23 protein-coding genes are annotated in these 24,741 nt (G+C 68.3%); 17 read left to right on the top strand and 6 right to left on the bottom strand.

The window, feature by feature from the left end; all coding sequences use genetic code 11:
* Positions 1 to 3 precede the first annotated feature (3 nt).
* Together ACE191_RS06855 and pncA are read right to left on the bottom strand one after the other, a co-directional pair.
* Complete coding sequence (locus tag ACE191_RS06855) at positions 4 to 537, bottom strand: 2'-5' RNA ligase family protein (protein ID WP_400191444.1); 534 nt, start codon at positions 535 to 537, stop codon at positions 4 to 6.
* Between the two features lie 127 nt (positions 538 to 664).
* The gene (gene pncA / locus ACE191_RS06850; protein WP_400191443.1) at positions 665 to 1,261 is read right to left on the bottom strand and encodes a bifunctional nicotinamidase/pyrazinamidase; all 597 of its coding nucleotides are present in this window, start codon (positions 1,259 to 1,261) and stop codon (positions 665 to 667) included.
* Between the two features lie 459 nt (positions 1,262 to 1,720).
* On the opposite strand from pncA, the gene ACE191_RS06845 reads away from it, so the two are divergent.
* A complete protein-coding gene (locus ACE191_RS06845; RefSeq protein ID WP_400191442.1) occupies positions 1,721 to 2,272 on the top strand; it encodes a cupin domain-containing protein in 552 nt (183 codons plus the stop codon).
* A 100-nt stretch (positions 2,273 to 2,372) separates the two neighbouring features.
* Here the strand turns inward: ACE191_RS06845 and ACE191_RS06840 are convergent, their stop codons facing one another.
* Positions 2,373 to 3,239, bottom strand: coding sequence for a hypothetical protein (locus tag ACE191_RS06840; protein ID WP_400191441.1), 867 nt, complete (start codon positions 3,237 to 3,239; stop codon positions 2,373 to 2,375).
* 214 nt (positions 3,240 to 3,453) lie between these two features.
* Between ACE191_RS06840 and ACE191_RS06835 the strand changes: the two genes are divergently transcribed.
* The 8 genes from ACE191_RS06835 (at position 3,454) to ACE191_RS06800 (ending at position 12,952) form a co-directional block, all read left to right on the top strand.
* Entirely contained in the window at positions 3,454 to 3,900 is a 447-nt protein-coding gene (locus ACE191_RS06835; protein ID WP_400191440.1) for a hypothetical protein, read from the top strand.
* A 557-nt stretch (positions 3,901 to 4,457) separates the two neighbouring features.
* Positions 4,458 to 5,714 (top strand): imidazolonepropionase, encoded by a 1,257-nt coding sequence (gene hutI, locus ACE191_RS06830; protein ID WP_400191439.1) that lies wholly within the window; start codon positions 4,458 to 4,460, stop codon positions 5,712 to 5,714.
* 147 nt (positions 5,715 to 5,861) lie between these two features.
* Positions 5,862 to 6,752, top strand: a complete 891-nt coding sequence (fdhD, locus tag ACE191_RS06825; protein WP_400191438.1) for a formate dehydrogenase accessory sulfurtransferase FdhD — start codon at positions 5,862 to 5,864, stop codon at positions 6,750 to 6,752.
* Between the two features lie 282 nt (positions 6,753 to 7,034).
* Positions 7,035 to 9,380 carry an FdhF/YdeP family oxidoreductase gene (locus tag ACE191_RS06820; RefSeq protein ID WP_400191437.1) on the top strand — a complete coding sequence of 782 codons (2,346 nt, stop codon included), beginning with the start codon at positions 7,035 to 7,037 and terminating at the stop codon, positions 9,378 to 9,380.
* A gap of 193 nt (positions 9,381 to 9,573) precedes the next feature.
* Positions 9,574 to 10,377, top strand: coding sequence for a PhzF family phenazine biosynthesis protein (locus tag ACE191_RS06815; protein ID WP_400191436.1), 804 nt, complete (start codon positions 9,574 to 9,576; stop codon positions 10,375 to 10,377).
* The gene (locus ACE191_RS06810) at positions 10,374 to 10,793 is read left to right on the top strand and encodes a DUF5071 domain-containing protein (RefSeq protein WP_400191435.1); all 420 of its coding nucleotides are present in this window, start codon (positions 10,374 to 10,376) and stop codon (positions 10,791 to 10,793) included. Before ACE191_RS06815 ends, ACE191_RS06810 begins: the two co-directional genes overlap by 4 nt.
* A 114-nt stretch (positions 10,794 to 10,907) precedes the next feature.
* A complete protein-coding gene (locus tag ACE191_RS06805; RefSeq protein ID WP_400191434.1) occupies positions 10,908 to 11,969 on the top strand; it encodes a tetratricopeptide repeat protein in 1,062 nt (353 codons plus the stop codon).
* A 14-nt stretch (positions 11,970 to 11,983) separates the two neighbouring features.
* Entirely contained in the window at positions 11,984 to 12,952 is a 969-nt protein-coding gene (locus ACE191_RS06800) for an NAD(P)-dependent alcohol dehydrogenase (protein WP_400191433.1), read from the top strand.
* A gap of 28 nt (positions 12,953 to 12,980) precedes the next feature.
* Here the strand turns inward: ACE191_RS06800 and ruvC are convergent, their stop codons facing one another.
* Complete coding sequence (gene ruvC / locus ACE191_RS06795; RefSeq protein ID WP_400191432.1) at positions 12,981 to 13,613, bottom strand: crossover junction endodeoxyribonuclease RuvC; 633 nt, start codon at positions 13,611 to 13,613, stop codon at positions 12,981 to 12,983.
* Positions 13,614 to 13,688: 75 nt separating this feature from the next.
* On the opposite strand from ruvC, the gene ACE191_RS06790 reads away from it, so the two are divergent.
* From ACE191_RS06790 to ACE191_RS06760, 7 genes are all read left to right on the top strand, one after another.
* The gene (locus ACE191_RS06790; RefSeq protein ID WP_400191431.1) at positions 13,689 to 14,651 is read left to right on the top strand and encodes a YbhN family protein; all 963 of its coding nucleotides are present in this window, start codon (positions 13,689 to 13,691) and stop codon (positions 14,649 to 14,651) included.
* The gene (locus ACE191_RS06785) at positions 14,648 to 15,829 is read left to right on the top strand and encodes a glycosyltransferase (RefSeq protein WP_400191430.1); all 1,182 of its coding nucleotides are present in this window, start codon (positions 14,648 to 14,650) and stop codon (positions 15,827 to 15,829) included. The genes ACE191_RS06790 and ACE191_RS06785 overlap by 4 nt, the downstream gene beginning before the upstream one ends.
* Positions 15,830 to 16,172: 343 nt before the next feature.
* Positions 16,173 to 16,796, top strand: a complete 624-nt coding sequence (locus ACE191_RS06780) for a hypothetical protein (RefSeq protein WP_400191429.1) — start codon at positions 16,173 to 16,175, stop codon at positions 16,794 to 16,796.
* Positions 16,797 to 16,926: 130 nt separating this feature from the next.
* Positions 16,927 to 17,343, top strand: a complete 417-nt coding sequence (locus ACE191_RS06775; RefSeq protein WP_400191428.1) for a hypothetical protein — start codon at positions 16,927 to 16,929, stop codon at positions 17,341 to 17,343.
* 187 nt (positions 17,344 to 17,530) lie between these two features.
* Positions 17,531 to 17,788 (top strand): hypothetical protein, encoded by a 258-nt coding sequence (locus ACE191_RS06770; protein WP_400191427.1) that lies wholly within the window; start codon positions 17,531 to 17,533, stop codon positions 17,786 to 17,788.
* The gene (locus tag ACE191_RS06765) at positions 17,788 to 18,972 is read left to right on the top strand and encodes an ABC transporter permease (RefSeq protein WP_400191426.1); all 1,185 of its coding nucleotides are present in this window, start codon (positions 17,788 to 17,790) and stop codon (positions 18,970 to 18,972) included. The genes ACE191_RS06770 and ACE191_RS06765 overlap by 1 nt, the downstream gene beginning before the upstream one ends.
* A 110-nt stretch (positions 18,973 to 19,082) precedes the next feature.
* Entirely contained in the window at positions 19,083 to 20,351 is a 1,269-nt protein-coding gene (locus ACE191_RS06760; protein ID WP_400191425.1) for a PP2C family protein-serine/threonine phosphatase, read from the top strand.
* A gap of 233 nt (positions 20,352 to 20,584) precedes the next feature.
* Here ACE191_RS06760 and ACE191_RS06755 read toward each other — a convergent pair whose 3' ends face one another.
* Positions 20,585 to 22,048 carry an O-antigen ligase family protein gene (locus ACE191_RS06755; RefSeq protein ID WP_400191424.1) on the bottom strand — a complete coding sequence of 488 codons (1,464 nt, stop codon included), beginning with the start codon at positions 22,046 to 22,048 and terminating at the stop codon, positions 20,585 to 20,587.
* Positions 22,045 to 23,139 carry a hypothetical protein gene (locus tag ACE191_RS06750; RefSeq protein WP_400191423.1) on the bottom strand — a complete coding sequence of 365 codons (1,095 nt, stop codon included), beginning with the start codon at positions 23,137 to 23,139 and terminating at the stop codon, positions 22,045 to 22,047. Before ACE191_RS06750 ends, ACE191_RS06755 begins: the two co-directional genes overlap by 4 nt.
* Before the next feature lie 107 nt (positions 23,140 to 23,246).
* On the opposite strand from ACE191_RS06750, the gene ACE191_RS06745 reads away from it, so the two are divergent.
* Positions 23,247 to 24,701, top strand: coding sequence for an oligosaccharide flippase family protein (locus ACE191_RS06745; RefSeq protein ID WP_400191422.1), 1,455 nt, complete (start codon positions 23,247 to 23,249; stop codon positions 24,699 to 24,701).
* The last annotated feature ends 40 nt before the right edge of the window (positions 24,702 to 24,741 follow it).

The raw sequence follows: 24,741 nt of genomic DNA, 5'->3' as shown, positions 1-24,741 counted from the left end.
ATACTAAACCGCACCACTACCTCCTGGTTGCAAGGCCGCGAAGGGAAACGTGCGCAGCAGCTCCCAGGGCCCGCCGCGGTAGGCCCACAGCTGCAGCCCGGTGCCGGTGGTATCGAAGGGCGCGAAGCCGGCGCTCAGCTGCTGGTGCAAAGCACGGGCAACCGCCGGCGCCACCTTGTTTTGCACCGTCACGTGGGGGCGGCACCGCTGCTGGTCCTGGGGCCGCAGTTCGGTCCACCACTCCTGCTGCAGCTGCCGGTGCAGCGCCTCCAGCGGCGGGCTGTCGATGGCGTAGGCCACGCCCTGCCCCAGAAACTGCAGCCCCGCCACGCGCAGCGGCAGCGGAGCCTGAGCGGCGCTGAGCGCGCTGAGCCGGATGGCAACGTCAGCCAGGCAGGCGCCGGGCAGGTGGTGAAACAGGGTGAGGTGGGCCGCCAGGTAATTGCGCGCGGGCGGAAAGTGCGCCCGCCTTAGGGCGTCAAAAAACGCCTGGGCCTCGGCGGCCAGCTGCAAAGTCAGAATCAGCGGAGCGGTCATCAGTTACCAGTTACCAGTTGCCAGTTGCCAGTTGCCAGTTGCCAGTTCTTAGTTGTCAGCTATCAGCTGTCAGCACGTGTTTCCTGAACCGAACAACCAGAAACGAGCAACCAAAAACGAACAACCATCAACCAACAACAAGCTGAGCGCCGCGCTGCTGCAGGTCGGCGCCGGCCCGCGCAAAGCCGGCCGCGTCGATGGGGCGGGTGGCGTCGGTGAGCAGGAAGGTTTCGAAGCCCTCCTGCAGCGCGTCGAGGGCCGAGTAGTACACGCAGTAGTCGCCGGCCAGCCCGGCCAGGTACAGCTGCGTTACGCCGCGCCCGCGCAGGTAGGCGGCCAGGCCGGTGGATTTGCGGTGGCCGTTGTCGAAAAAGGCGCTGTAGCTGTCGATTTCGGGGCTGGTACCCTTGCGGAAGATGGCCTCGATGCGCCGCTGATCCAGCCCGGGGTGCAGCTCGGCGCCCCGGCTGCCCTGCACGCAGTGGTCGGGCCAGAGCACCTGGGGCAGTCCGTGCAGGTCGATGGTGCTGAACAGCGGCTGGCCCGGGTGCTGGGAGGCAAAGCTTTGGTGGGTGGGCGGGTGCCAGTCCTGAGTGGCCACCACCAACTCGAAATCCGGCTGCCGGCGGTTGACCAGCGGCAGGATGGCGTCTCCCCCGGGCACGGCCAGCGCGCCGCCCGGTACGAAGTCGTTTTGAATGTCAATCAGCAGCAAAGCCCTCATAAAGCACCGGTAAGCGTAAATGGAATGGGGCCCGCCGGCCCGCCCGGCAAGGTAGCGCCGCCGGGTGAACTTCGGCGGCCGGCCCGCCGACACTGCACCGTTGGCCGGCGGGCCAGCGGCGCAAACATGGTCGTCCGCGTGCCGGAACAACCAGGTAGCTGGCACTGCGGCCCGCCCATACGGGGCGAGGATATAGGAACGACAACATTCGCGCTGCGGTACCTGCAGTTGGGATAGGGTGGCACTCACATCATTATGTGAATCAGCGGGCTAGGCTGTGGCGATACTTTTGCAGCGGCATTTATCGGTTGGGTTCGGCCGGGTCGTGGGCCCGCGCCAACTGCTTGGCCGGGCCGCCGCTCTTTGGGGCGCGCCGGGCATCCACGGTTGTTTTTTACCAAGCTTATTTTTCCCCGGCGGCCCGCGGGCGGCTTACGCATGGCATACCCAGGCAAACTCGTGCAGAATCCCCTTACCGGGCAAAGCATCCGCTTCATCACCACCAGCCAGGACTCGGCGGGCCGGGTGCTGGAAATGGAATCCAGCTTCAGCCACGCGGGCCCCGAGCCCCCGGCGCATTTCCACCCCGCGCAGGAAGAGCATTTCCTGGTGCTGGAGGGCGAGCTGCAGGTGCGCCTGCAAGGCCGGCTGCTGCGGCTGCGGCCAGGGCAGCGCCTGCGCGTGGCGCCCGGGCAGGTGCACTCGATGTGGAATGCCGGGGAAGCACGCACCACCGTGCGCTGGACGGTGCTGCCTGCCCTGCGCACCGAGGAGTTCCTGGAAAACGTGTTTGGGCTGGCCCAGGACGGACAGGTGAATGCCCAGGGCAAGCCCGGCCTGCTGCCCGCCGCCGTGCTGGCGGGCGAGTACGCGCCCGAGTTTCGGCTGGCCCGCCCCCCGCGCTGGGTGCAGCGGCTGGTGTTCGGCCTGTTGCGGCCCCTGGCCCGGGCCATCGGTTTGCCCGCTTTGGTGCTGCGCTACGCCGAAAGCCGCCACCCCCAGGCCGCCTGACGGCGACGATAGGACCGATATAAAAGCCCGCTGCCGGGTCGGATGCGTAGCCCGCAGGCTCGCACCCGACCCGGCAGCGGGCTTATTAAGGCAGCGACCTTTAGGGTTTGGGCTTGGGCGGCAGCGTGGGGTTGAGCACTTCAGCTACCAGCCGCCAGCCCCGGGCCTCGTGCTTCCACACGTGCACGTAGCTGCCCTGTACCTCGGCCCGCTCCGGGGCCTGGTAGCGGCCGAATACGTAGCCCAGCTCGCCGGCACTGGAAACCCGACTGCCCCTCGGCGTGAAGCGCAGGACCGGCTCGGTTTGCAGTTGCTGCTGCTGCCCGGCCGCCGTGGTGAGCGGCGTGAGGCCTTCGCGGTGCAGCCGCGACTCGGTGCTGAGCAGGCCGGCGTAGCCGGCCGCCATGCCATTTTTTTCGACGGCGGCCGACAGCTGCTGCTCCAGCTGCAACAGGTCAGCACGGCGGGCCGGGGAAGTGCGGGCCGGCAGCTGGGCGTAGCGCACCTGCTCGGGTAGCCGGGCCGGGGCGGGAGCGGGGTGGAAGATGCCCATGTCGGCCAGAAACTTCAGGCTGCCATCGGGCTGGCGGGCCCACACCGTGAAGTACTGGCCCTGGCCTACGCGCTGGCCGTCGGGCTGCTCCAGCCAGAACGGGCCGGTGGTGTAGCCCAGGTCGCCGCTGCGGGCCGCGTCGGCCACGGCGGGGCCCCAGATGAGCCGGGGTCCACTGGCCTGGTCAGGCGCCCGCTCCCAGGCTTGGCGGGTGAGCAGGGGCCGGCCGTTCTGAAACACCACGCCCGAGTCGGCGGAGCACGTCAGGAAGGCCTGCTTGAGGGTGGATTCGGCGCCCAGGCGGGCAAAGCGGCGCTCGGCGGCGGCAAAAGCCTCGGCCGGCTGCTGCGCCGGGACCAGCCGGGGAGCTAGCAGCAGCGCAGCGGGCACGCAGAGGCGGAACAAGGACGTCATCGGGGTAGATGGGAAGTGGAAGGTGAAAGCCGGGTGGCCACCGGCCGGGGGGTTACGCCGCGGGCGCGGCGGTTTGCTGCCCGGCGTGTGCGTGGAAGGCCGGAGATTCTGCCTCAGCCCGGCCGCGGCAAGTTGAGTAAATCGGCCCTGCCCCCGTACGGTTGCACGCTCACATAATGATGTGGCCGCCGGCCGGTTTCGCTACTTTCGCCGCATGAAAACCGCCGCCCAAAAACTGCAGCTCCGGCCCGGCACCCGCACGCTGCTGCTGGCCCTGCCCGCCTACCTGCAGCCCCTGCGCGAGGAGCTGGCCGCCACCGTGGCCCTGACCGAGGACGCCGTAGCCGGGGAGCTGGGCGCGGCGCTGGTGTTCGTGACGGCCCAGCGGGAAATCGATGCGCTGGCCCCGCCGCTGGCCGCCCAGGCCCCCGGCGACGCGGCCCTGTGGTTTGCCTATCCCAAGGGCACCGCCAAGCGCTACCGCTGCGACTTCAACCGCGACACCGGCTGGGCCGCCCTGGGGGCGGCCGGCTTCGAGCCCGTGAGCCAGGTCGCCCTCGACGCCGAGTGGTCGGCGCTGCGCTTCCGGCGCGTGGAGTACATTCGGCAGTTCCGGCGCGGCGGCGCCATCAGCGCCGCCGGCCAGGCCCGCCTGGTGTAGGGCGGGTCGCGGCAAGCCAAAAGAACGTCAGGCAGAGGTCAAAAAAGTACGTCAGGCGGAAGCTAAAAGAACGGTCATGCTGAGCGCAGTCGAACCGAAGGTCGGCGTAGCCAAGCATCTCTACCGCTTCGTTGAGACCTCACCCCCGGCCCCGGTTCGCTTGATGCGCGAAGCCTCGGGGAGAGGGGAGCCAGGCGAAGCAGTAGAGATGCTGCGGCTGCGTGGACGCCCGATGAAGCACGACCTGGCTCCAGGGGGCGTTGCGTGCCGGGCCGGAATGCCGCCGCAGGCTGCTTCGCCGACGGGCTGCCTACCTTAGTCCGCCCGTCGGACTAGGCTAGACGTGCTGCCGGACTAGGCAAGACGCGCTGCCGACCTAAGCCAGGCAGTACCTGTATCTAAGCCTACACCGGCTGCCGGCGTAGCTTACGCGGCCTTTAGGCGTAGGCCAGGCGCACACCCCGCTTAGCTTATGCGCGGTGCCCCGCGCTTAGCCTATGCGAGCCGCACGCATAACGCAGGCGCATTCTTTCACCCTTCTTTTCCCTTCGCTTTTCGTGACCCAGCCCTATACCCTCGTGCTGCGCGACTGCGCCCAGGTGCTGACCCTGGCCGGCGCCCCCACCGACCGCCCCCTCACCGGCCCGGCCCTGGCCGACTGGCGCATCATCGAGCAGGGCTTCGTGGCCTGTCAGGGCGACACCATTGCGGCTGTGGGGCCCATGAGCGAGCTGGACGAAAGTTGGCTCGGCCCCGAAACGCGGGTAATTGACGCCCGCGGCCGGGTGGTGATGCCGGGTTTGGTGGAGTGTCACACCCACCTGGTGTTCGGCGGCAACCGCGCCGACGAGTTTCAGCGCAAGCTGCAGGGCGAGTCCTACCTCGACATCCTGGCCTCGGGCGGCGGCATTCTGAGCACCGTGCGCAAAACCCGCGCCGCCACCGACGACGAGCTGCTGGCCGGCGCCCTGCACCACCTCGAAGGCTTCCGACGCTACGGCGTCACCACCCTCGAAGCCAAAACCGGCTACGGCCTCGACGCGGCTACCGAGCTGCGCCTCCTGCGGGTGGCCCACGCGGCGGGCCGCCAGCAGCCGGTGCAGCTGGTGCACACCTTCCTGGGCGCCCACGTACCCGGCCCCGAGTACAAGGGCCGCCCGGCCGAGTACCTGGCTATGCTCAGCGAGCAGGTGCTGCCGGCGCTGCAAGGGCAGGCCGAGTTCGTGGACATCTTCTGCGAGGAAGGCGCCTTCTCCGTCGACGACTCGCGGCGCTACCTGCAGCGGGCCCGGGATCTGGGCTTCAAGCTGAAAATCCACGCCGAGCAGCTCCACGACCTGGGTGGCTGCCGGATGGCGGCCGAGCTGGGCGCCGCCAGCGTCGACCACTGCGACTACCTGCCGGCCGCAGACGCCGCGGCCGTGGCCGCCGCGGGCCAGGGACGCACGGTGGCCGTGCTGCTGCCGCTGGTGCCCCTGTACCTGCGCCAGGACAAGTACGCCCCCGGCCGGCAGTTCATCGACGCGGGCCTGCCCGTGGCCCTGAGCACCGACTTCAACCCCGGCTCCTGCCCCAGCAAAAACCTGTGGCTGGCCGTGTCGCTGGCCTGCCTGAAAATGGGCCTGACCCCGCACGAGGCCCTGGCCGCCGTCACCCTGAACGCCGCCTGGGCCCTCGACCGGCAGCAGCAGGTGGGCAGCCTGGAGCCCGGCAAGCGCGCCGACCTGCTCGTGCTCGGCCTGCCCGACTACCGTGAAATTCCCTACTGGCTGGGCGAAAACCCGGTGCAGCAGGTCATCATCGGCGGCCAGTAGCAGGAGTTGCCGCGTGGCCCGTAGCGCGAACTGCGTAGCGCGGTACTGGCAGTCGGCCCCGCGCAGCTCATCGGCATCGACGCAGTAGCGCGAACTACGCCGTCCGCGCTACTGCGCTACCACCCCTTAGCCTAACCTGCAACCGCCATGACTTCCCCCGATTCCGCGGCCGTGCCGCCCTTGCTGCCGGCCGCCAGCTACGAGTACCTCACCGTGCAGGCCGTGGCCGCGGGCCGCCCCGCCGCCCCACGCTCCGACGTGGTGGCCGCCGAGGAGCCCTTGGAAATAAGTCTGGTGACCGGCCCCGAAAACCAGCGGCGGCGCTTTTCCCTGGCCATAACCATGCGCACCCCCGGCGACGACGCGGCCCTGGTGGCGGGCTTTCTGCTCACCGAGGGCATCATCGGGCAAGCCGCCGACCTGCGGGCCGTGCTGCCCTGTCCCGACGTGCGCAAGCCCGAGGAGCAAGGCAACGTCATCCGCGCCGAGCTGGCCCCGCACGTGCCCTTCGACGCGGCGCGGCAGCAGCGCCATTTCTACACCAGCTCCAGTTGCGGGGTCTGCGGCAAAACCTCCATCGACGCGGTGCAGGCCGCCGCCTGCCCGGTGCTGCCGCCGCCCGCGCCTTTGCTGCCCGCGGCCGTGGTGCACCAGCTGCCCGCCCGGCTACGCGCGGCCCAGGCCGTGTTCGAGCAAACCGGCGGGCTGCACGCGGCCGCTTTGTTCAGCCCCGCGGGCGAGCTGCTGCTGCTGCACGAAGACGTGGGCCGCCACAACGCGGTCGACAAGCTGTTGGGCGCGGCCCTGCTGCGCGGCTGGCTGCCCCTGGCCGGGCAGGTGCTGCTGGTGAGCGGCCGCCTGAGCTTCGAGCTGGTGCAGAAGGCGGCCGTGGCCGGCGTGCCGGTGCTGGCCGCGGTGGGCGCCCCGAGCAGCCTGGCCGTGCAGGCCGCCCAGCGCTTCGGGCTGACTTTGCTGGGCTTCGTGCGCGACCAGCGCTTCAACATCTACGCCGTACCCGAGCGCATCATCGGCGCCTGAGTCGGCGGCCGGCAGGGGAGGAGGAGGGAGAAGTTGCGGGGCTCGTTTGCTTAAACGTAGTGGCGCCCGGGCTTTGAGCCGGTTTGGAAGGGCTGAAGTTCCGTATGCTCGTTTACTTACACCATAGTGGTGCCCCGGCTCAAAGCCCAGGCACCACTCCGCCATCCACGCCGCCGTGGCTCCCCCTCTCTTCCATGTCGCGCATCAAGCGAGGGAAGGAGGCTGGGGGGGAGGCCCCGCGGCGGGTTTTCGTACATTTCCCGCTTCCAACCTGCCCGTGCCGTGAGCCAGAACCCGAACCCGCCCGACCCGACTACCGACATCCTGGCCCAGCCGCCGGCCGCGCTGACCGGCCTAAGGCTTTCGGCCGCGCCCACGGTGGCGGCCGGTCTGGAAGCGGTGCTGCAGTCGGTGCGCTTTGCCTGGCGCGAGGCGGGCCTGCAGCGCGGCACGCGGGCCCTGCTGCAGCTCAACCAGGCCGGCGGCTTCGACTGCAGCTCCTGCGCCTGGCCCGACCCCGACGACCACCGCTCGGTGGCCGAGTTCTGCGAGAACGGGGCCAAGGCCACGGCCAGCGAAGCCACCACCCAGCGCGCCGACGCGGCCGTGTTTGCCCGCCACTCGGTGGCCGAACTCTCGCACTTCTCCGACAAGGACCTCAACGACCTGGGGCGCCTGACCGAGCCGCTGGTGCTGCACCCCGGCGCCACCCACTACGCGCCCATTGGCTGGCCCGAAGCCTTCGAGCTGATCGGCCGGGAGCTGAACGCGCTGGCTTCGCCCGACGAGGCCGTATTTTACACCTCGGGGCGCACTTCCAACGAGGCCGCTTTCCTCTACCAGCTGTTCGTGCGGCAGTTCGGCACCAACAACCTGCCCGACTGCTCCAACATGTGCCACGAGTCGAGCGGGGCGGCGCTGAGCGGCACCATCGGCATCGGCAAGGGCACGGTGAAGCTGGAGGACTTCTACCAAGCCGAGGTCATTCTCATCGTGGGCCAGAACCCGGGCACCAACCACCCGCGCATGCTCTCGGCCCTGCAGCAGGCCAAGCAGAACGGCGCTACCATCATCACCATCAACCCCCTGTTCGAGGCCGGGCTCAACCACTTCCGCAACCCCCAGGACTTCCTCAGCCCCACCCAGGTGGCGGGTGCGCTGTTCGGCCCCGGCACGGCCCTCACCGACGTATTCCTGCAGGTGAAAATCAACGGCGACCTGCCGGCCTTCAAGGGCCTGGCCAAGGCCCTGCTCGAAGCCGAGGAGCTGAACCCCGGCCAGGTCGTCGACCACGCCTTTATCGGGCAGTACGCAGTGGAAAGCGAGTACGCGGCCCTGCGCCAGCACTTGCTCGAGGCCAGCTGGGCCGATATTGAAGCGCAGAGCGGCCTCACGCAAACCCAGTTGCGCGAAACCGCCGGCCGGCTGGCGCGGGCCGAGCGCATCATCACCTGCTGGGCCATGGGCCTGACCCAGCACAAGAATTCCGTGGCCACCATTCAGGAAGTGGTGAACCTGCACTTGCTGCGCGGGGCCATCGGCAAGCCCGGGGCGGGCCTGTGCCCGGTGCGCGGCCACTCCAACGTGCAAGGCGACCGGACCATGGGCATCTGGGAAAACATGCCGCCGGCCTTTCTCGACGCGCTGGGCTGGGAGTTCAAGTTTGAGCCCCCGCGCAAGCCCGGCTTCGACACCGTGAAGGCCATTGAGGCCATGCGCGACGGCCGCGCCGGGGTGTTCGTGGGCATGGGCGGTAACTTTCTCTCGGCCACGCCCGACACCGAGGCCACGGCCGAGGGCCTGCGCCGCTGCCGCCTCACCGTGCAGGTATCCACCAAGCCCAACCGCGGCCACCTCGTGACGGGCCGCACCGCCCTGATTCTGCCCGCCCTGGCCCGCACCGACGTGGACCGGCAGCGCGGCGGCGAGCAGGTAGTGACCACCGAAAACTCCATGGGCGTGGTGCAGACCTCGCGCGGGCAACTCGTGCCGCTTTCGGAGCACATGCTCTCCGAGCCGGCCATCGTGGCGGGCATGGCCCTGGCCACCCTGGGCGAGCGGACTACCGTGGACTGGGTGGGCCTGATTGAGGACTACGACCGCATTCGCCACCACATCAGCCGGGTGGTGCCGGGCTGCCGGCACTACGCGCAGGAAGTGCGGCGGCCCGGCGGCTTCTACCTGCCCAACGGCCCGCGCGAGCGGCGCTTCACCACCGACGACGGCCGCGCCCACCTCACGGTGAACCCGCTGCAGCCGGTGGCGCTGCTGCCCGGCCAGCTGCTGATGATGACCATCCGCTCGCACGATCAGTTCAACACCACCGTCTACGGCCTCGACGACCGGTACCGCGGCGTGCGGCAGGAGCGGCGGGTGGTGTTTCTGCACCCGCAGGATATGGCCGAGCGTGGCCTGCAGCCCCGGCAGCCGGTGGATTTGGTCAGCCACTTCGAGGGCGAGCAGCGCCGGGCCGAGCGGTTCCTGGCCATTCCTTACGATTTGCCGCGGGGCTGCTGCGCCACTTACTTTCCCGAAACCAACGTGCTGGTGCCCCTGCGCGCCGTGGCCGAGCGCAGCAACACGCCCGCCAGTAAGTCGGTGGTCGTGACGGTGCACCCCAGCGCGTAGGGGCGCCTTGCAGGCGCCCGCCGTTCGGGCCACCGGCAGAATGGACGGGTCCTGTCAGCAGTCAGTGCTATGCTGGCGGATCATTTAGGATGCGGGCCAACGGAAAACTTTGCCGATGTTCGGGCCGCCGACGGGTGAGTGCCCGAGCCGGCTCTTTCCACGATTCCGCGCAACGCCGGGCGCCCCTACCGCTATGACGCTACCCATCTACCAGGTCGACGCCTTCACCGATAAAGTGTTTGCCGGCAACCCCGCCGCCGTGTGCCCGCTGAGCGAGTGGCTGCCCGCCGAGCTGATGCAGGCCATTGCCGCCGAAAACAACCTGGCCGAAACGGCTTTCTTCGTGCCCCGCGCCGGCACCGCCGCCGAGTACGAGCTGCGCTGGTTTACGCCCGCCGTGGAGGTGGAGCTCTGCGGCCACGCCACCCTGGCCACGGCCCACGTGCTGCTGCGCCACCTCGGCGCCACCGCCGACACGCTCACCTTTCACACCCAAAGCGGCCCGCTGCGCGTGAGCCGGCAGCCCGACGGCCGCCTGACTTTGGACTTCCCGGCCCGCCCACCCCAGCCGCTTGCCACTCACCCCGACGGGCTCATCGATGGCCTGCGCCGCACCCCGCTCAGCATTTTGGCCGGCCCCGATCTGGTGGCCCTGTTCGGCAGCGAGGCCGAGGTGCGGGCCCTGCACCCCGATATGGGGCACCTGGCCAAGGTGGAGTACCGCGCCGTCATTGCCACCGCACCGGGCTCCAATGGGGTAGACTTCGTGTCGCGCTTCTTCGGCCCCCGCGTGGGCGTGCCCGAAGACCCGGTCACTGGCTCGGCCCACACCACCCTGGTGCCCTACTGGGCCGAAAAGCTGGGCAAGACCACCCTGCACGCCCGCCAGGTGTCGGCCCGCGGCGGCGACCTGTGGTGCGAGCTGCGCGGCGACCGGGTGCTGATGAGCGGGTTTGCCGTGACGTACCTGAAAGGGGAGATTGAACTGCCGGCATGACGACGGAGCCGCGTGACCCGCAGCGCATCGTGCCAGTCGATAAGTATGATGACTTGGCAGTGGAAAACCTGCGGCGGGCCGATAAGGCGGCCGTGCTGGCTCAGGCCGGACCGTTGCTGCACTGGCTGCAGGATGGCAACTGGCCGGTGGCCATGGAGCTATCCGTCATTCTCAATGACTACACTAACGACCTAGTACCTGAGCTGCTGGACATACTGCGCGGTACCGACGGCGACTGGAAGTACTGGTGCGTCATCTGGCTGATTCGGTTTACCACAGCCCCGCGCTTGGCGCCGGAGCTGCTGATCGAGTTGCGGCGCATTGCTGATTTGTCGAGCCGTGGCGAACAGGAGTTGGAGCCTATTGAAGAAGCTCAAGAGGTATGGGAAGAATGGATGGCCAAAGAGCCGAACTAATCAAGGCATACGGCTGAGCCTAGCCCATTGCACGGCAATTCGCCGCCGCGTAGCTTGCGCGGCGGCAGGGTCGGTTGGGCCTTCATGCACTTACTTGGTTTCAGGTCTTTTCCGATGAATTACCGCTTACTCCGTTCCCTGCTCGTGGGTGCCCTGGTCGCGCTGCCGCTGCTCGGGGCAGCCCAATCCACCGAAGTGCGCACCCTGGTGCGCGAGGGCACCAAGCTGCACGACGCCGGCCGCTTCGAGGAAGCCGTAGCCAAGTACCAGGAGGCTCTGAAGCTGGAGCCCGGCAGCGGCTTGGCGCAGTACGAACTGGCCATGACCTACAACAGCATGGGGCGCAACGAGGAAGCTGCCAAGCTGTGCCGGGCGCTGCTGGCCACCCCCCAAAGCGCTACGGCCGAGGTGTACGTGACCTACGGCAACGTGCTGGATGCGCAGAAGAAACCCAAAGAAGCCATCCGGATCTATGAGCAGGGCATCAAGCGGTTTCCGGAGGTGGAACTGCTGCATTTCAACCTGGGCATTGCGCAATACGGGCAGCAGCAGACTGAAGCCGCCGTTGCCTCGCTGCAGCGCGCCGTGCAGCTGCAGCCCCAGCACGCCAGCGCCCACCTGTTTCTGGGCCTGCTCACGGCCGAAACCGGTAACCGCGTGCCCGCTATCCTGGAGCTGGCGCGCTTCCTGATGCTGGAGCCCCAGGGCAGGCGCGCTAGTACTTACTTGCCCCATTTCGACAAGCTGATGCGGGCCGGTGCCGAGAAAACCGGCGACAACAGCATCACGCTCAACGTGAGCAAGCAAACCCTCGACGCGGCCCAAAAGGGCAAGGGCGCCGATAACTTCGCCCAAGCCGAGATGATGCTCTCGATGATGGCCGCGCTGGACTACGACGACAAGCACAAAGACAAAACGCCCACGGCCCGCATGGCCGAAAAGCTCGACCGGCTCATCGGTAGTTTTGCCGAGAAGGACACCCGCAAGGGATTTGTCTGGGAATACTACGTGCCGTACTTCCTGGAAATGAAGCGCCGGGATTTCGTGCCAGCCTTCACCTACTTCATCCGCTCGGCCCACACCGATCAGCCCGACGTGCAGCAGTGGCTCGACGCGCACAGCGCGGAGGTAGCCGCCCTGCGGGAGTGGTCGAAAAATTACGAGTGGGGTAAATAGCCTGCCATCTGCCCATGCAAGCCGCCATCTACCACCAATACGGCCCGCCGGAAGTTGTGAGGCTGGCGGAAGTCGAGCAGCCCCGGCCCCGGGAAAACGAAGTGCTGATTCGGGTGGGCGCCACCACCGTCAAACGCACCGACTGCGGCTTTCGCAGCGCCGAGTACGTGGTTTCGCGGCTGTTCAGCGGCCTGCTGCGGCCCAAGCGCCCCATCCTGGGCAACGAGTTTGCCGGCGTCATCGAGGCCGTGGGTGCGGGGGTGAGCAATTGGCAGGTAGGGGAGCGGGTGTTTGGCTACAACGACGCGACCTTCGGGGCCCACGCCCAGTACCTGGTGCTGCCGGCCGCCGGCGCCCTGGCCGCCATGCCGGCGGGCTTAACGTTTGAGGAAGCTGCCCCCATCACCGAAGGCGCGCACTACGCCCTGGGCAACCTGCGGGCCGCCAGGGTGGGCGCCGGCCACCGCGTGCTGGTAAACGGGGCCACGGGCGGCATTGGCTCGGCGGCCGTGCAGCTGGCCCGGTACTTCGGGGCCCGGGTAACGGCCGTGTGCGCGGGGCCGCACCTGGAGCTGGTTCGCTCCCTGGGGGCCGACCGCGTCATCGACTACACCCGGGAGGACTTCACGCAGCTGCCCGAGCAGTTCGACTTGGTGTTCGATGCCGTGGGCAAAAGCTCCTTCGGCCGCTGCCGGCGCCTGCTGCCCCGCCACGGCGTGTACATCTCCACCGAGCTGGGCCGCCGCGGCGACAACGTCTTCCGGGCCCTGGCCGCGCCGCTGCTGCGCGGCCCGAAGGTGCTGTTTCCTTTGCCCAGCATCAGCGCGCAGGACGTGCAGCTGCTGAAGGAGCTGGTGGAGGCGGGTCACTTCCGGCCGCTCATTGACCGCCGCTACCCGCTGGCGCAAATCGTGGAGGCCCACCGCTACGTGGAAACCGGCCAGAAAATCGGCAACGTGGTCATCAGCCTGAACGCGCAGTGAGCTGGCCGGCGGCTGACGCGGCGGCCAGCTACGCGGCCGGCTTCTTGCGGGCGGCCACGGCCTTTTTGCCGGCCACCGGCGCGGCCAGCTTGCCGGGGTTGTCGGCCAGGAACTTGCCCCAGCTTTTGCCGCCGGCCTGCACGTTGTTGCCCTTCTGGTAGTGGTGGCACATGGCCACGGCCAGGGCGTCGGTGGCGTCGAAGAACTTGGGCGCGTCTTCGGCCGGCAGCTTGAGCGTCTGGCGCAGCATGGCGGCCACCTGCTCCTTGCTGGCCGCACCCGAGCCCGTCACGGCCTGCTTGACCTTGGTGGGGGCGTACTCCACGTAGGGAATCTGGCGGGAGAGGCAGGCGGCAATGGCCACGCCCTGGGCCCGGCCCAACTTCAGCATGCTTTGCACGTTGGTGCCGTAGAACGGCGCCTCGATGGCCAGCTCGTCGGGCAGAAACTCCTCGATGAGCTCGATCATGCGGTCGAAGATCTTCTTTAATTTTACCGCGTGATTGGTGCCCAGCGACTTGAGGTTGATAACATCGTAGCGCAGCACCTGCACACGCTGCCCGGTCACCTCGATGATGGCGTAGCCCATGATCTGGGTGCCGGGGTCGACGCCCATGATGAGCTTGGGCAGGTCGGGGAGGGAAGCGGGAAGAACGGCCATTACCCACAAAACTACGGCAAAACCCCCGATACCCCCGCGCCCCGGCCGCCCCGCCACCCCGGGCGCCGCTGGGCCGTGGTGCTGGGCAAGCTGCTCATTACGGCCCTTACCCTGCTGCTGCTCTGGCGCTCGGTGGTGGCCGACGCCGAAACCGCCGCCGCCTGGCGCGGCCTGCTCACCGCGGCCCGCCGCGGCCCCGTGCTGGCGGCTTTGCTGCTGGTGCCCGTCAACTGGGGCGTGGAGGCGTGGAAGTGGTGGCGGCTGGCCCAATACCTCGAGCCGGTGTCGTTCGGGCGCAGCTTCCGGGCCGTGCTGGTGGGCCTCACCCTGGGCTTTGTGACGCCCAACCGCGTGGGCGACTACGCCGGGCGCATCCTGGAAATGAAAAACCGTCGTCCCGAGGCCCTGGGCGCCATTTTTCTGGGCCGCTACTGCCAGCTGCTCATCACCGTGCTCGGCGGCTCGGCGGGCCTGCTCTACTTCGCCGCCCGGCAGTTCGGGGCCGCATACCCCGCCACCCTGGCCGGCCTGGCTTTCACGGCGCTGCTGGTGAACCTGCTGGCCCTGCTGCCGCTCTACCGCAACCGCCTGCTGCTGCTGGCCGCCACCCAGTGGCGCCCGCTGCACGGCCTGCGCCGCTACGTAACGGCCATGCCGGCCTATCCGCCCCGGGTGCTGAGCGCGGTGCTGGCTTTGTCGGGGCTGCGCTACGCGGTGTTCTGTCTGCAGTTTGGGCTGCTGCTGCTGGCTTATGGCACCACCCCGGCCGTGGGGCCGGCCGCCGCGGCCATTGCCGGTACCATGCTGTTCAAGTCGCTGGTGCCCTCGCTCAACGCCCTCACCGACGTGGGCGCCCGCGAGCTGTCGGCCACCTACCTGTTTGGCTTGCTGGGCGTGCCGGCGCTGCCGGTGCTCAGCGCCAGCCTCAGCCTGTGGGTGCTCAACATTGCTCTGCCCAGCGCCGCCGGCCTGGGCTTCGTGCTGCGCCTGAAAGTGTTCCGCAAACGCAAAGGGCGCCCCGGCCGCGCGGACGCATGAGCGGGGCCGACTGGCTGGGCCTGACCCTGATGCTGCCCACCGTGCTCTACGCCTTCTGGTTTCAGCGCTACCGCGAGGCCTGGCGACAGTACCGCCGCGACGAATCCTCGTTCTGGCTGCCCGAGGACGACGACGGCTGCCCCCTGCCCGCCGGCCTGCAGGCGTCCGTTGTCATTGCCGCCCGCAACGAGGCCCGGGCCCTGCCCGAGCTGCTGGCCGACCTACGCCGCCAGACCTGGCAGTGGGAGGGGCCGCTGTTTGAGGTCATCGTAGTCGACGACCACAGCACCGACGCCACCGCCGAGGTGGTGCGCGCCGCCGCGGCCGATAGTCCGTTTCCGCTGCGCCTGCTGCCGCTGGCCGAGCTGCCCGGCCAGCCCACCGGCAAAAAAGCCGCCGTGGAAGCGGCCCTGGCCGTCGCCCAGGCCCCCTGGATAGTGTGCACCGATGCCGACTGCCGGCTGCCGGAGGGCTGGCTGGACGCCTACTCGCCGTATTTCGCCGCGCCCGAGGTGCAGCTGGTGAGCGGGCCGGTGCTGCTGACGGGCCGCGGGCTGCTGGCCGAGCTGCAGGGCCTGGAGCTGGCCGCGCTGGTGGGCACCGGCGGGGCCAGCATTGCCCTGGAAGCGCCTACTATGTGCAACGGCGCCAACCTGGCCTACCGCCGCGCGGCCTTCGTGGCAGTCGGCGGCTTCCGCGGCAACGACCACCTGCCCAGCGGCGACGACGAGTTTCTGCTCCACAAACTAGCGGCCCGCTACCCCCGGGGCATCCGCTTCGTGCAAAGCCCCGACGCCACGGTGCGCACCAGTGCCCAGCCCACCGTTGAGGACCTGCTGCAGCAGCGGGTGCGCTGGGCCAGCAAGTGGCGGCACTACCAGCCCGGCGGCGCCTCGCGCGGCCTGGCTGTGCTGGTGCTGGGAGCCAACCTGAGTTTGTACCTGCTGCCGCTGCTGCTGCTGTGGCTCCCGGCGGCCTGGCCCTGGGCCCTGGCGGGCTGGGGGCTCAAGCTCGGGGCCGACCTGCGGTTTCTGGGTCCGGTGCTGGCGTTTTTCGGGCGGCGGCGCTGGCTGCGCCTGGTGCCGCTGCTGCAGCTGCTGTACCCGCCCTACGCCCTGGCCGTGGGTCTGCTGGGTTTGCGAGGCGGGTATCGGTGGAAGGGGAGGAGGGTGGAGTAGTAGAGCGGCGGGGCGCAAAACCCGCAAGGCGTCTAGCTGGCAAGGCGCGCAGAAAAAGCGGTCATGCTGAGCCTCGGGCGAAGCATCTCTGCCGCTTCGTTGAATCGTATCGGGCAAGCGGCCTGGCTACGCCGGCCTTCGATGTACTCTGCGGACGCCCGATCAGGCATGACGGGCCAGACTTTCCAAATCGGCGCTTGGACCCGGGAGCGGCTCAGGGGGTGGGCTGGCACAAACAATTATTTTTTTTCTAGTTTGTGCCAAGTCTGGCACAAACCGCAATTTTTTTCATCATTTGTGTCAGGCGGCCCGGGTAGCCCGGGGCGCCGCTGCCGGTTTGCCTATGCCCCGTCGCTCCGTTTTCGCTTCGTCGCTGGCCGCCGCCGTGCGCGCCCACTTTGCCCTGACCCAGCAGGAACTGGCTCACTTCGTGGGCGTGAGCCGCGCCCTGCTGGCCAGTGCCGAAACCGGCCGCCGCCAGTTGCCCGAGGCCGCCGAACACCGGCTCTGGGTGCTGGCCCGCCACTTGCCCCCGCCCGACGGCCAGGGCCCCGCCGCGCCCGACTTCACCGCCGAGCCGGCGGCACCCGCCGCGGCGGGTTTCAGCGCCGCCGAAGCCGCGCCGCTCCACCAGCGGCGCCAGCGCCTGCGCTTCTACGTGGCCAAGCTGCGCTTCGAGCTAAACCAGCGCGGCAGCGGGCAGCGGGGCCACGCCCGCCGCCGCTGGGCTTTGGCCGCGTTGCGCCCCCTGCTGGCCGCCCCCGACCAGCCCGGGGCCGATGGCCGCCTGCGCTGGCCCGGCGCTACCCCCGAAGCGGCCCGCGACCTGCACTGGCTCGACGGGCTGACGCTGCGCACCGCCGCCGCGCCCGTGCCGCTGAGCCCCGCCGAGCGCCTGCGCCGCCTGGCCCGGCTGCGCGGCCTCGAAGCCGAGCTGGCCGTGCTGGACGAGGCCCTGGGCACCTAGCGGCGGCCCCGGTTTTTTTCCTGGTACAAGCCCTTGAGCTTTAGCGACTATTTTCATTATTTAAGCCCAGCAGTCAGCTACGCCCGATCCGTTTCCTTCCATCATTTCTTCCTTTTCTTACCGAAACGCCATGACTTACTCTTTCAATTACCTCACCACCCCGGCCCAGTGCGACGCCGTGCTGGCCGTTGCCTACGAGAAGCAGAAAGTGCTCAGCTTCCGCGACGCCGAAACCGACTACCGCGCCGACAACACCAGCGCCACGGCCAAAAGCCTGAGCGACGAGCTGAAGAGCCTCGACCAATACATCACCGCCATGACGCCCGTGCTGGCGGGTCTCAACCCCGGCAAGGACCGCGACAAGCTGGCCGACGAGCTGCGCCGCAAAACTGACCGCCGCGACGAGCTGCTGGCCCGCCAGGGCAAGGCCGGCGCCGAGAAGCTGGTCATCCGCGAGCTGGACCAGGCGCTGCTGGCGCCCCAGCTGCCTCTGGTGGAGCAATTCATTGCGCAGGTAACCGCGCACCGCGCCACGCTCAGCGCGTAAGGTTCCGCGCGCATAAGGGCCCGGGCGAAAGCGGCCTGCTACCCAAGAAGCCCCCGACCAGCCGGTTGGGGGCTTTTTTGCGGCCCGAACCGCAGCGGGCTAGGGCCGTCGACAAGCCCCCGCGCCGCGGCTGCGTTTCCGGCCCGCCCATGATACCTTTGCCCGTCATCAGCTGACTTCGCCTCCCGTGACCGACTCCGAATTCGACCTTCTCGACGAGCTGTACTTCGTCACCTCGTTCCGCGACCTGCAGCAGCGCACCCAGCTGAAGCCGGCCGCGCTGGAGCAAACCCTGCGCCGCCTGCTCGAGCAGGACCTGATCCGCTGCTACTGGCCCGACCCCGACACCGAGCTGGCCTACGAGCCCACCTCCTTCGGCGCCATCGGCCCCGACGCCTACTTCCTGGCCTCGAAGCAGGGGCTGCTGCAGCACAACACCCGCTGATGGCCGCGGCTGCTGCGCCCCCCGTGCTGCCCGCGTCGGCCGCGCCCGTGCGCACGCCGGGCTACTACGTGCGCCAGCGCCTGCTGGCCAACGGCCCGGCCATGGCCGGCCTGGCCTTTATCGTGCTGTGCACGGGACTGGCCTTGCTGGGCTACCTCATTCTGCCCGACCCCACGCCCAACGCCAACGACGGGCTGGTACAGCTGCAGAAGCAACCGCCGGGCACCGCCGTTACCATTCTGCACCGGCCCCTGGCCCAGGGCCGCGGGGCCGAGCCCTCGGTGCTGCAGCGCTGGTGGGGCGGGGCGCCGGCCCGCTCGCAGGCGGTGGCCATTGCCGGCTACCGCATCGTGGGCGACACGCTGCGGGTGCAGCCCTACCGGGTGAAGGGCGCCCTGGCCGAACCCGAGCTGCGCCTGGCCCTGCCGGAAGCAACCGGCCGCCCGGGTAGCGCCGCCGAGCTGCAGCGGCTGGTGGAGCAGGAGCACATCGAGCAGCGCACTTACTGGCTGGGAACCGACAAGGCCGGGCGCGACGTGCTCAGCCGCCTGCTGCTGGGCACGCGCATCTCCCTGGGCATCGGGCTGGTGGCGGTGCTCATCTCCCTGCTCATCGGCGTGACGGTGGGCGCGGTGGCGGGCTACGCCGGCGGCTGGCTCGACTCGCTGCTGCTGGGTTTGATGACGGTGGTGTGGAGCATTCCGGGCATCATGCTGGTCATTGCCATTTCGCTGGCCTTCGGCTCAAAAGGCGTGTGGACTTCCTTCGTGGCCGTGGGCCTCACCATGTGGGTCGACGTGGCCCGGGTGGTGCGCGGGCAGATGCTGAGTTTGCGCGAGAAAACCTTCGTGGAGGCCGGCCGGGTGCTGGGTTTGCCCACCGCGCGCCTGCTGGCCCGGCACCTGCTGCCCAACCTGCTGGGGCCGCTCATCGTCATTGCCACCAGCAACTTCGCCGCCGCCATCCTGCTCGAAGCCGGCCTGAGCTTCCTGGGGCTGGGCGTGCAGCCGCCGGCGCCTTCCTGGGGCCTGATGGTGAAGGAAGGCTACGACCTGCTGGGCACCCGCGCCGGGCTCTGGCTCACGCTGCTGCCCAGCACGGCCATCAGCTTGCTGGTTTTAAGCTTTAACTTGCTGGGCAACGGCCTGCGCGACGCCTACGACCCCAAAACTCCCCTGGGATGAAGAAGGCAATGGGTGAATGAGTAAATGGGTGAATGACTGATGCTCATTCCGTCAGCTACCCAGCCCTTCATTCACGCATTCGCTCATTCACCCATTCACCCATTGCTCCTATGCCCGATTCCTCGCCTTTCGTTACCATATCCCGGGAAGAACACCTGCTGCTCAAGCTCAAGGAGCGCGAGCTGGCGGCCCTGCTCGAAATTACCCGGGCCGTCAACGAGGAGTCCAACGACGAGAACCTCTACAAGATCTTCCAGTTTACCCTGCTCGGGCAGCTGGGGCTGCGCCAGGTGGCCGTGTACGTGGTGGAGGACGACCAGTGGCGCTGCGCCACGGCTTTCGGGCCCAAGCTGCCCGAGTTTCTGAGCCAGGCCCTGCCCGAGCGCCTGCAGCGGTTTCCGCCCGAGCACCTGGCCGCCGTCGCCGACCTGGAGCTGGACGCGCCCTGGCAGGCATTTGAGACGGTGATGCCCGCCTACGAGGGCGAGCAGCTGCTGGGGCTGGTGTTCATTGGCCCGCTCAACCAGAACTACACCGTGTCGGCCGAGGCCCGGCAGGAGGCCGTGAGCTTTATCGACTCGCTGAGCCAGATTCTGCTCGGGGCCGTGACCTCGCGGCGGCTGGTGCGCCAGCAGGTGACGGCCGCGGCCGTGCGCAAGGAAATCGAAATTGCCCAGGAAGTGCAGGCCATGCTGTTTCCCGGCAAGTTGCCCAACGACGCCGGCGCGGCGGTGCACGCCTCCTACATTCCGCACACGGCCGTGGGCGGCGACTTCTACGACGTGGTCGACATCGACCAGGACCGGTTTCTGTTCTGCGCCGCCGACGTGTCGGGCAAGGGCGTGGGCGCCTCGCTGCTGATGTCGAACTTCCAGGCCGGGCTGCGCACCCTGCTGCGGCAAAAGGCCGAGCTGGCCACCATCGTGCAGGAACTCAACTACCTGATTTTCCGCAACTCCGGCGGCGACCGGTTCATCACCGCCTTCTTCGGCATCTACAACCGCCGCACCCGCCATCTGCAGTACGTCAACGCCGGCCACAACGACCCGCTGCTGCTGCCCGACCAGGGCCCGGTGCAGCTGCTCAAAACCGGCGCCATCATGCTGGGCGTGATGGACGAGCTGCCCCTGCTGCAGGTGGGCGAGCTGACCGTGCCCCCGCGCACCCTGCTGCTGACTTACACCGACGGCCTGACCGAGGTGTTCGACGCCGAGGGCAACGAGTTCGGCGAGGAAGGCCTGCTGCGGGCCCTGCAGGAGCTGCGCTACGTGCCCCTGCCCAAGGTGCACGCCTCCCTGCTGGAGCGCATCGAGCAATTCAACGCCAAGGGCGCGCACTTCGCCGACGACATTACCATCCTGAGCTGCCGGTTTAAATAGCGGCTCGTTGTTGGTTTTTGGTTTTTGGGCGGGTGGCCGTTTGGCCGACGCGCGCTAAGCGGCCGGGCGCTATTTCCGATTGGCGAACGGGGTAACCCGTGGGTAGAGACGCCTAGTTGGCTACGCCTTCCTGCGGTTGCGTCTCTACGTTGAACGACTGACGTTCGAGCGGCGCGGACGAGGAGACGCAACTATGCGTCTCTACACCGGGCCGGAACCGGGCCTGCGCCGCGTTAGTCGGCCTCGGCCAGCTGGTGTTCCTCGTCGACCCAGTGCTCGGCGCGGATGAGAATGGCCAGGCCGATAAAGAAGAACGAGCCGATTTTGTCGACCTCGATCAGCTCGTTGAGCAGCAGGTGAAAGATGATGACCACCAGCGAGAGGGTCGTGGCCAGCACCACGCGCCGCAGCTCGGGCCGGCCCAGGGTGCGGTGGTAGAGGTTTTCGGCAAACAGCAGGGTGGTGGCGAGCAGCACCACGAACAGGGCAAAGCCCGGCAGCCCCTGCTCGGCCAGCTGCAGCAAAAAGTAGTTGTGGGTGGTCGACTTCTCGGGGTTGTCGCTCACGTAGGTGCGGAAGCTCTTGACGGTGTAGCGCTTGTACTCGGGGTAGAAAGTGGCCGGGCCGCTGCCGGTCAGGGGTTTGTCGGCCAGCATGCGCACGGCCGCCACCCAGCGGTACACCCGCTCCATGCCCGACACGTCTTCCAGCTTGTAGGTGGCCTCCAGGTGCTTCTCGAAGTTCTGGCCGTTGAAGATGGTTTTCTCGAAGTCGGGGGCGTAGAGCATGAAGTTGTTTTCCTTCACGAAGTACAGCCCCGCGCCCAGGGCCCCGGTCACCGCCCCCACCAGCACCCAGCGCGTGAGGCGCAGGCGCAGCACCACATAAAACAGCGCCGCCACCGGAATCGACAGCACCGAGGCGCGGGTGTAAGAAATCAGCAGGCCGAAGGCGAGCAGCCCCATGACCCCGCGCCAGAGCAGCCGCGTGCGGCCCCGGCTGCCCCGCTGGGCGTAGAAGGCGTAGGGCAGCAGCAAGGCCAGCACCGTGGCGAAGATGACGTGGTTGATGTAGAAGGGCTGAACGGCCTTGTTGATGGTGTCGAACGAAAAGCCGGTGGCCGCGTGGCGCAGGCCCGTGCTCAGCACCGTGATGCTGGCCCCGAAGGCGTGGCAGGCCGCCACCCGCCACACGTCGGCGGGGCGGCGCACCAGCATCAGCGTCACAAACAGGAAGGGGCCGATGTACCAGGACTTGGCCAGTAGGTACTTCACCGACTTGCCGGTATCCACCGAAAACAGGGTGGATACGCCCGCCCACAGCAGCGTAAGGCCCAGCACCAGCACCAGCGGGTGCAGCACTTCGCGGCGCGTGAGGCCGCTGCGGCCGGTGAGCATGGCCACGCCCAGGCAGCCCAGTAGCACCAGCATCAGCGGCTCCGAGGGCACGTCGAGGCTCAGGCCGCCGGGCAGCGGCAGCTCGCGCGAAAAGGCCAGGGTGGTCAGCAGCAGGTAGTACACCCAGCGCCAGTCCACCACTAGCACGCCCAGGCCCAGCACGGCCACCACGGGCAGCAAGCCCAACGGACTGCCGCTGAGCAGCACCGTGGCCCCGCCGCCCAGCAGCAGCAGCACGAAGGCCGCGAAGGCGCGCTGGTCCGCATCCTGCGGCAGCAGCCGGGCCAGGCGGGCGTTCATCGGGCTACGCGCTCGGGAGCCGCCACCACGAAGCGCTGGCTGTTGCGGCGGAACAGTTCCAGCAGGGTAATGAAGATGATGGACAAGGCCAGGGTAATGACCACCGACGAGGCCACGATCAGCCAGCGGATGGGCTTGGCTTTCTTGGTGGCGGGGTAGGCCTTCTGCACCACGTACAGCGACGAGATGCGGCCCTTCAGCGCCAGGTCGGCCGATTCGTAGGCCTCGCGCGACCTCACCAGGCGCTCCTGCAGGTTGTTGAAGCGGGCGTAGAGCGTGCTCATCGAGTCGGCGCCCTGCACGAAGTTTTCCAGGTTCAGTCGGTTGCCGCCCTCTACCTCGGTGAGGCCGCGCAGGGCCCGGCGCAAACCCGCGGCCCGGCCGCTGTTGCCCTCGCCCTCGGCCTGGCGCAGGGCCGACTCGGTGCGGATGATTTCCTGGGCCAGGTAGCGCGACTCGCGGTCCATGCCGTAGATGCCGTAGCGGCGGCGGCCGGCAATGAGGGCCTGCCGCGTGCTGGCGTACTCGCGGCTCAGAAAGTTGTAGCGGCTGCGGTAGAGGTCGAGCACCGAGCGGCGGTTGTCTAGGGTCAGCTGCTGGTTAAACGAGTCGATGAGGGCCACCAGGTCGTTGGCAATGCGGGCGGCCAGCTGCTTGTCGCGGTCCTGGAAGGTCAGCTCAATGGCGTCGCGCTCGTTGTGCACGATGTCGAGGTTGGCGGCAAACTCGTCGAGGGCGGCCTGGTCGGCCTGCTCGTCGCCGGGCTGGCCGAACTCGTAGTGCTGGTGCAGCCGGTACTTCTTGATGATGTACTCGGCCACCGGCAGCGAGTTGCCAATGGTCAGTACCCGGTCCAGGTCTTCGGCGCGGCCGCCCAGCTCCAGCTTGCCGCCCTCCGTCACGATGCGGTCGGGGTCGGTGGTCTGCGGGTTGGTGGGGTAAAACACCGACGTGGACCGGTAGATGTTGGGCAGCAAAAGGGCCACCACCGCACTCACCACGGCGGCCAGCGCCACGGCGCCTAGTACCAGGTTTTTCCAGCGCTGAACAATGGGCCAAAGGCTAAGCAACGAGTACGGGCGAGCGGACATGCCAAACTGAATGGGGTGAATAGCGGCGTGGGCCGGTGCCGAAACGCCGGCCCACGCCTCGACAAAGTTACCAGAAAAAACCGCGGCGGCCTGCCTTTTTGGTAGTTTTGCGGCCCACCTCAGATTTCGCCGGCATCAAACGCTTCTTCGGAAATATCAGCCTCGCGGTGCTGCTCAACCTGCTCATCAAGCCGGGCTGGGTGGTGGTCGAAAACGTGGTGCAGGACCGCCTGGGCCACGCCGCCTTCGGCACCTTCACGGCCCTCTACGCCCTGACCATGGTGCTGGCGGCCGTGTCGGACCTGGGGCTGACGCAGCACACTACCAAGCAGGTGGCCGTGCAGCCCAGCTTTCTGCCCGAGAACTTCCCCACCATTCTGCCGCTGCGGGGCGTGCTGAGCGCGCTGTTCCTTGGCCTGATGGTGATTCTGGGCTGGAGCATCGGCTACCGCGGCCACACGCTCACCCTGCTGGTGGTGCTGGGCATCAGTTTGCTGCTGACCCAGTACGCGCAGTTTCTGCGCGGGGCGGTGCAGGCCCACCAGCACTTCAACACCGACGCCTGGCTGTCGGTATTCGAGAAAGCCCTGCTGCTGGGTCTGGTGCTGGTGCTGCTGCCCCTGGGCATCACGCTCAACAACTACGTGGGGGCGCGCACGGTGGCGGCGGGCTTCACCTTCGTGCTGCTGTATGGGCTGGTGAGCCGGCTGTTTGGGCGGGTGCGCTGGCAGCTGAGCCGGCAGCGGGTGGGCACGGTGCTGCGCGGCAGCGTGCCCTTTGCCCTCATCACCCTGCTCTACGGCATCAACGAGCGCATCGACATGGTGATGCTCGAGCGCCTGTCCTCGGCCCGGGAAGCGGGCTACTACGCGGGCGCCTACCGCTGGGTCGATGCCGTGATGATTTACCTGTGGACGGTGCTGCCGCTGTTCTTCGCCAAGTTTGCCCACGCCCTGCACCGCCGCGACGAGCAGCGCGAGCTGCTCTGGTTTGGGCAGCGCGTGGCCGCCGTGCCTTTGCTGCTGGTGTGCGCCTTCGTGCTGTTTCGGGGCGAGGTGCTGTTCTGGCAGTACACCAACAGCACCGCCGCCGAGCTGGCCCGCATGACCTTGTGCGCCAAGATCCTGTTTCTGAACGTGCTGGTGCACGGCTTCTTCGCCATCTACAGCACCCTGCTCACCAGCACCAGCTTCGAGCGGCCGGTGGGCTGGCTGGTGGGCTTGAGCAGCGCCCTGAACATTGCGCTGAACGTGTGGCTGCTGCCCGAGTACGGCGCCCTGGCCGGGGCCGCCAACACGCTGGTGTGCGCCGTGTTTGTGTCGGGCGGCTACGTGTGGCTGGTGCAGCGCCGCGCCCGGGTGGCCGTGCCCTGGGGCATGATCGGGCGCATGGCCCTGGCCTTCGCGCTGCTGTGCGGGGCCTGGTACGGCCTGCAAACCCTGCGCCTGCACTGGCTGCCCGAAAGCCTGCTGGCCGCGGCCGTTTTTGCCCTGCTGCTGCTGGCCACCGGCGTGGTGCGGGGGCAGGAGCTGCTGGCCCTGCGCCGCAAACCCGCCGCATAACAGCAGGGCCTCAATCCAGCCCACCAGCCCATATCCGCCC

Origin of the sequence: Hymenobacter sp. B81, assembly GCF_044628455.1 — a bacterium.
GTDB lineage: Bacteria > Bacteroidota > Bacteroidia > Cytophagales > Hymenobacteraceae > Solirubrum.
This window is presented reverse-complemented; position numbering and strand designations above follow the sequence as displayed.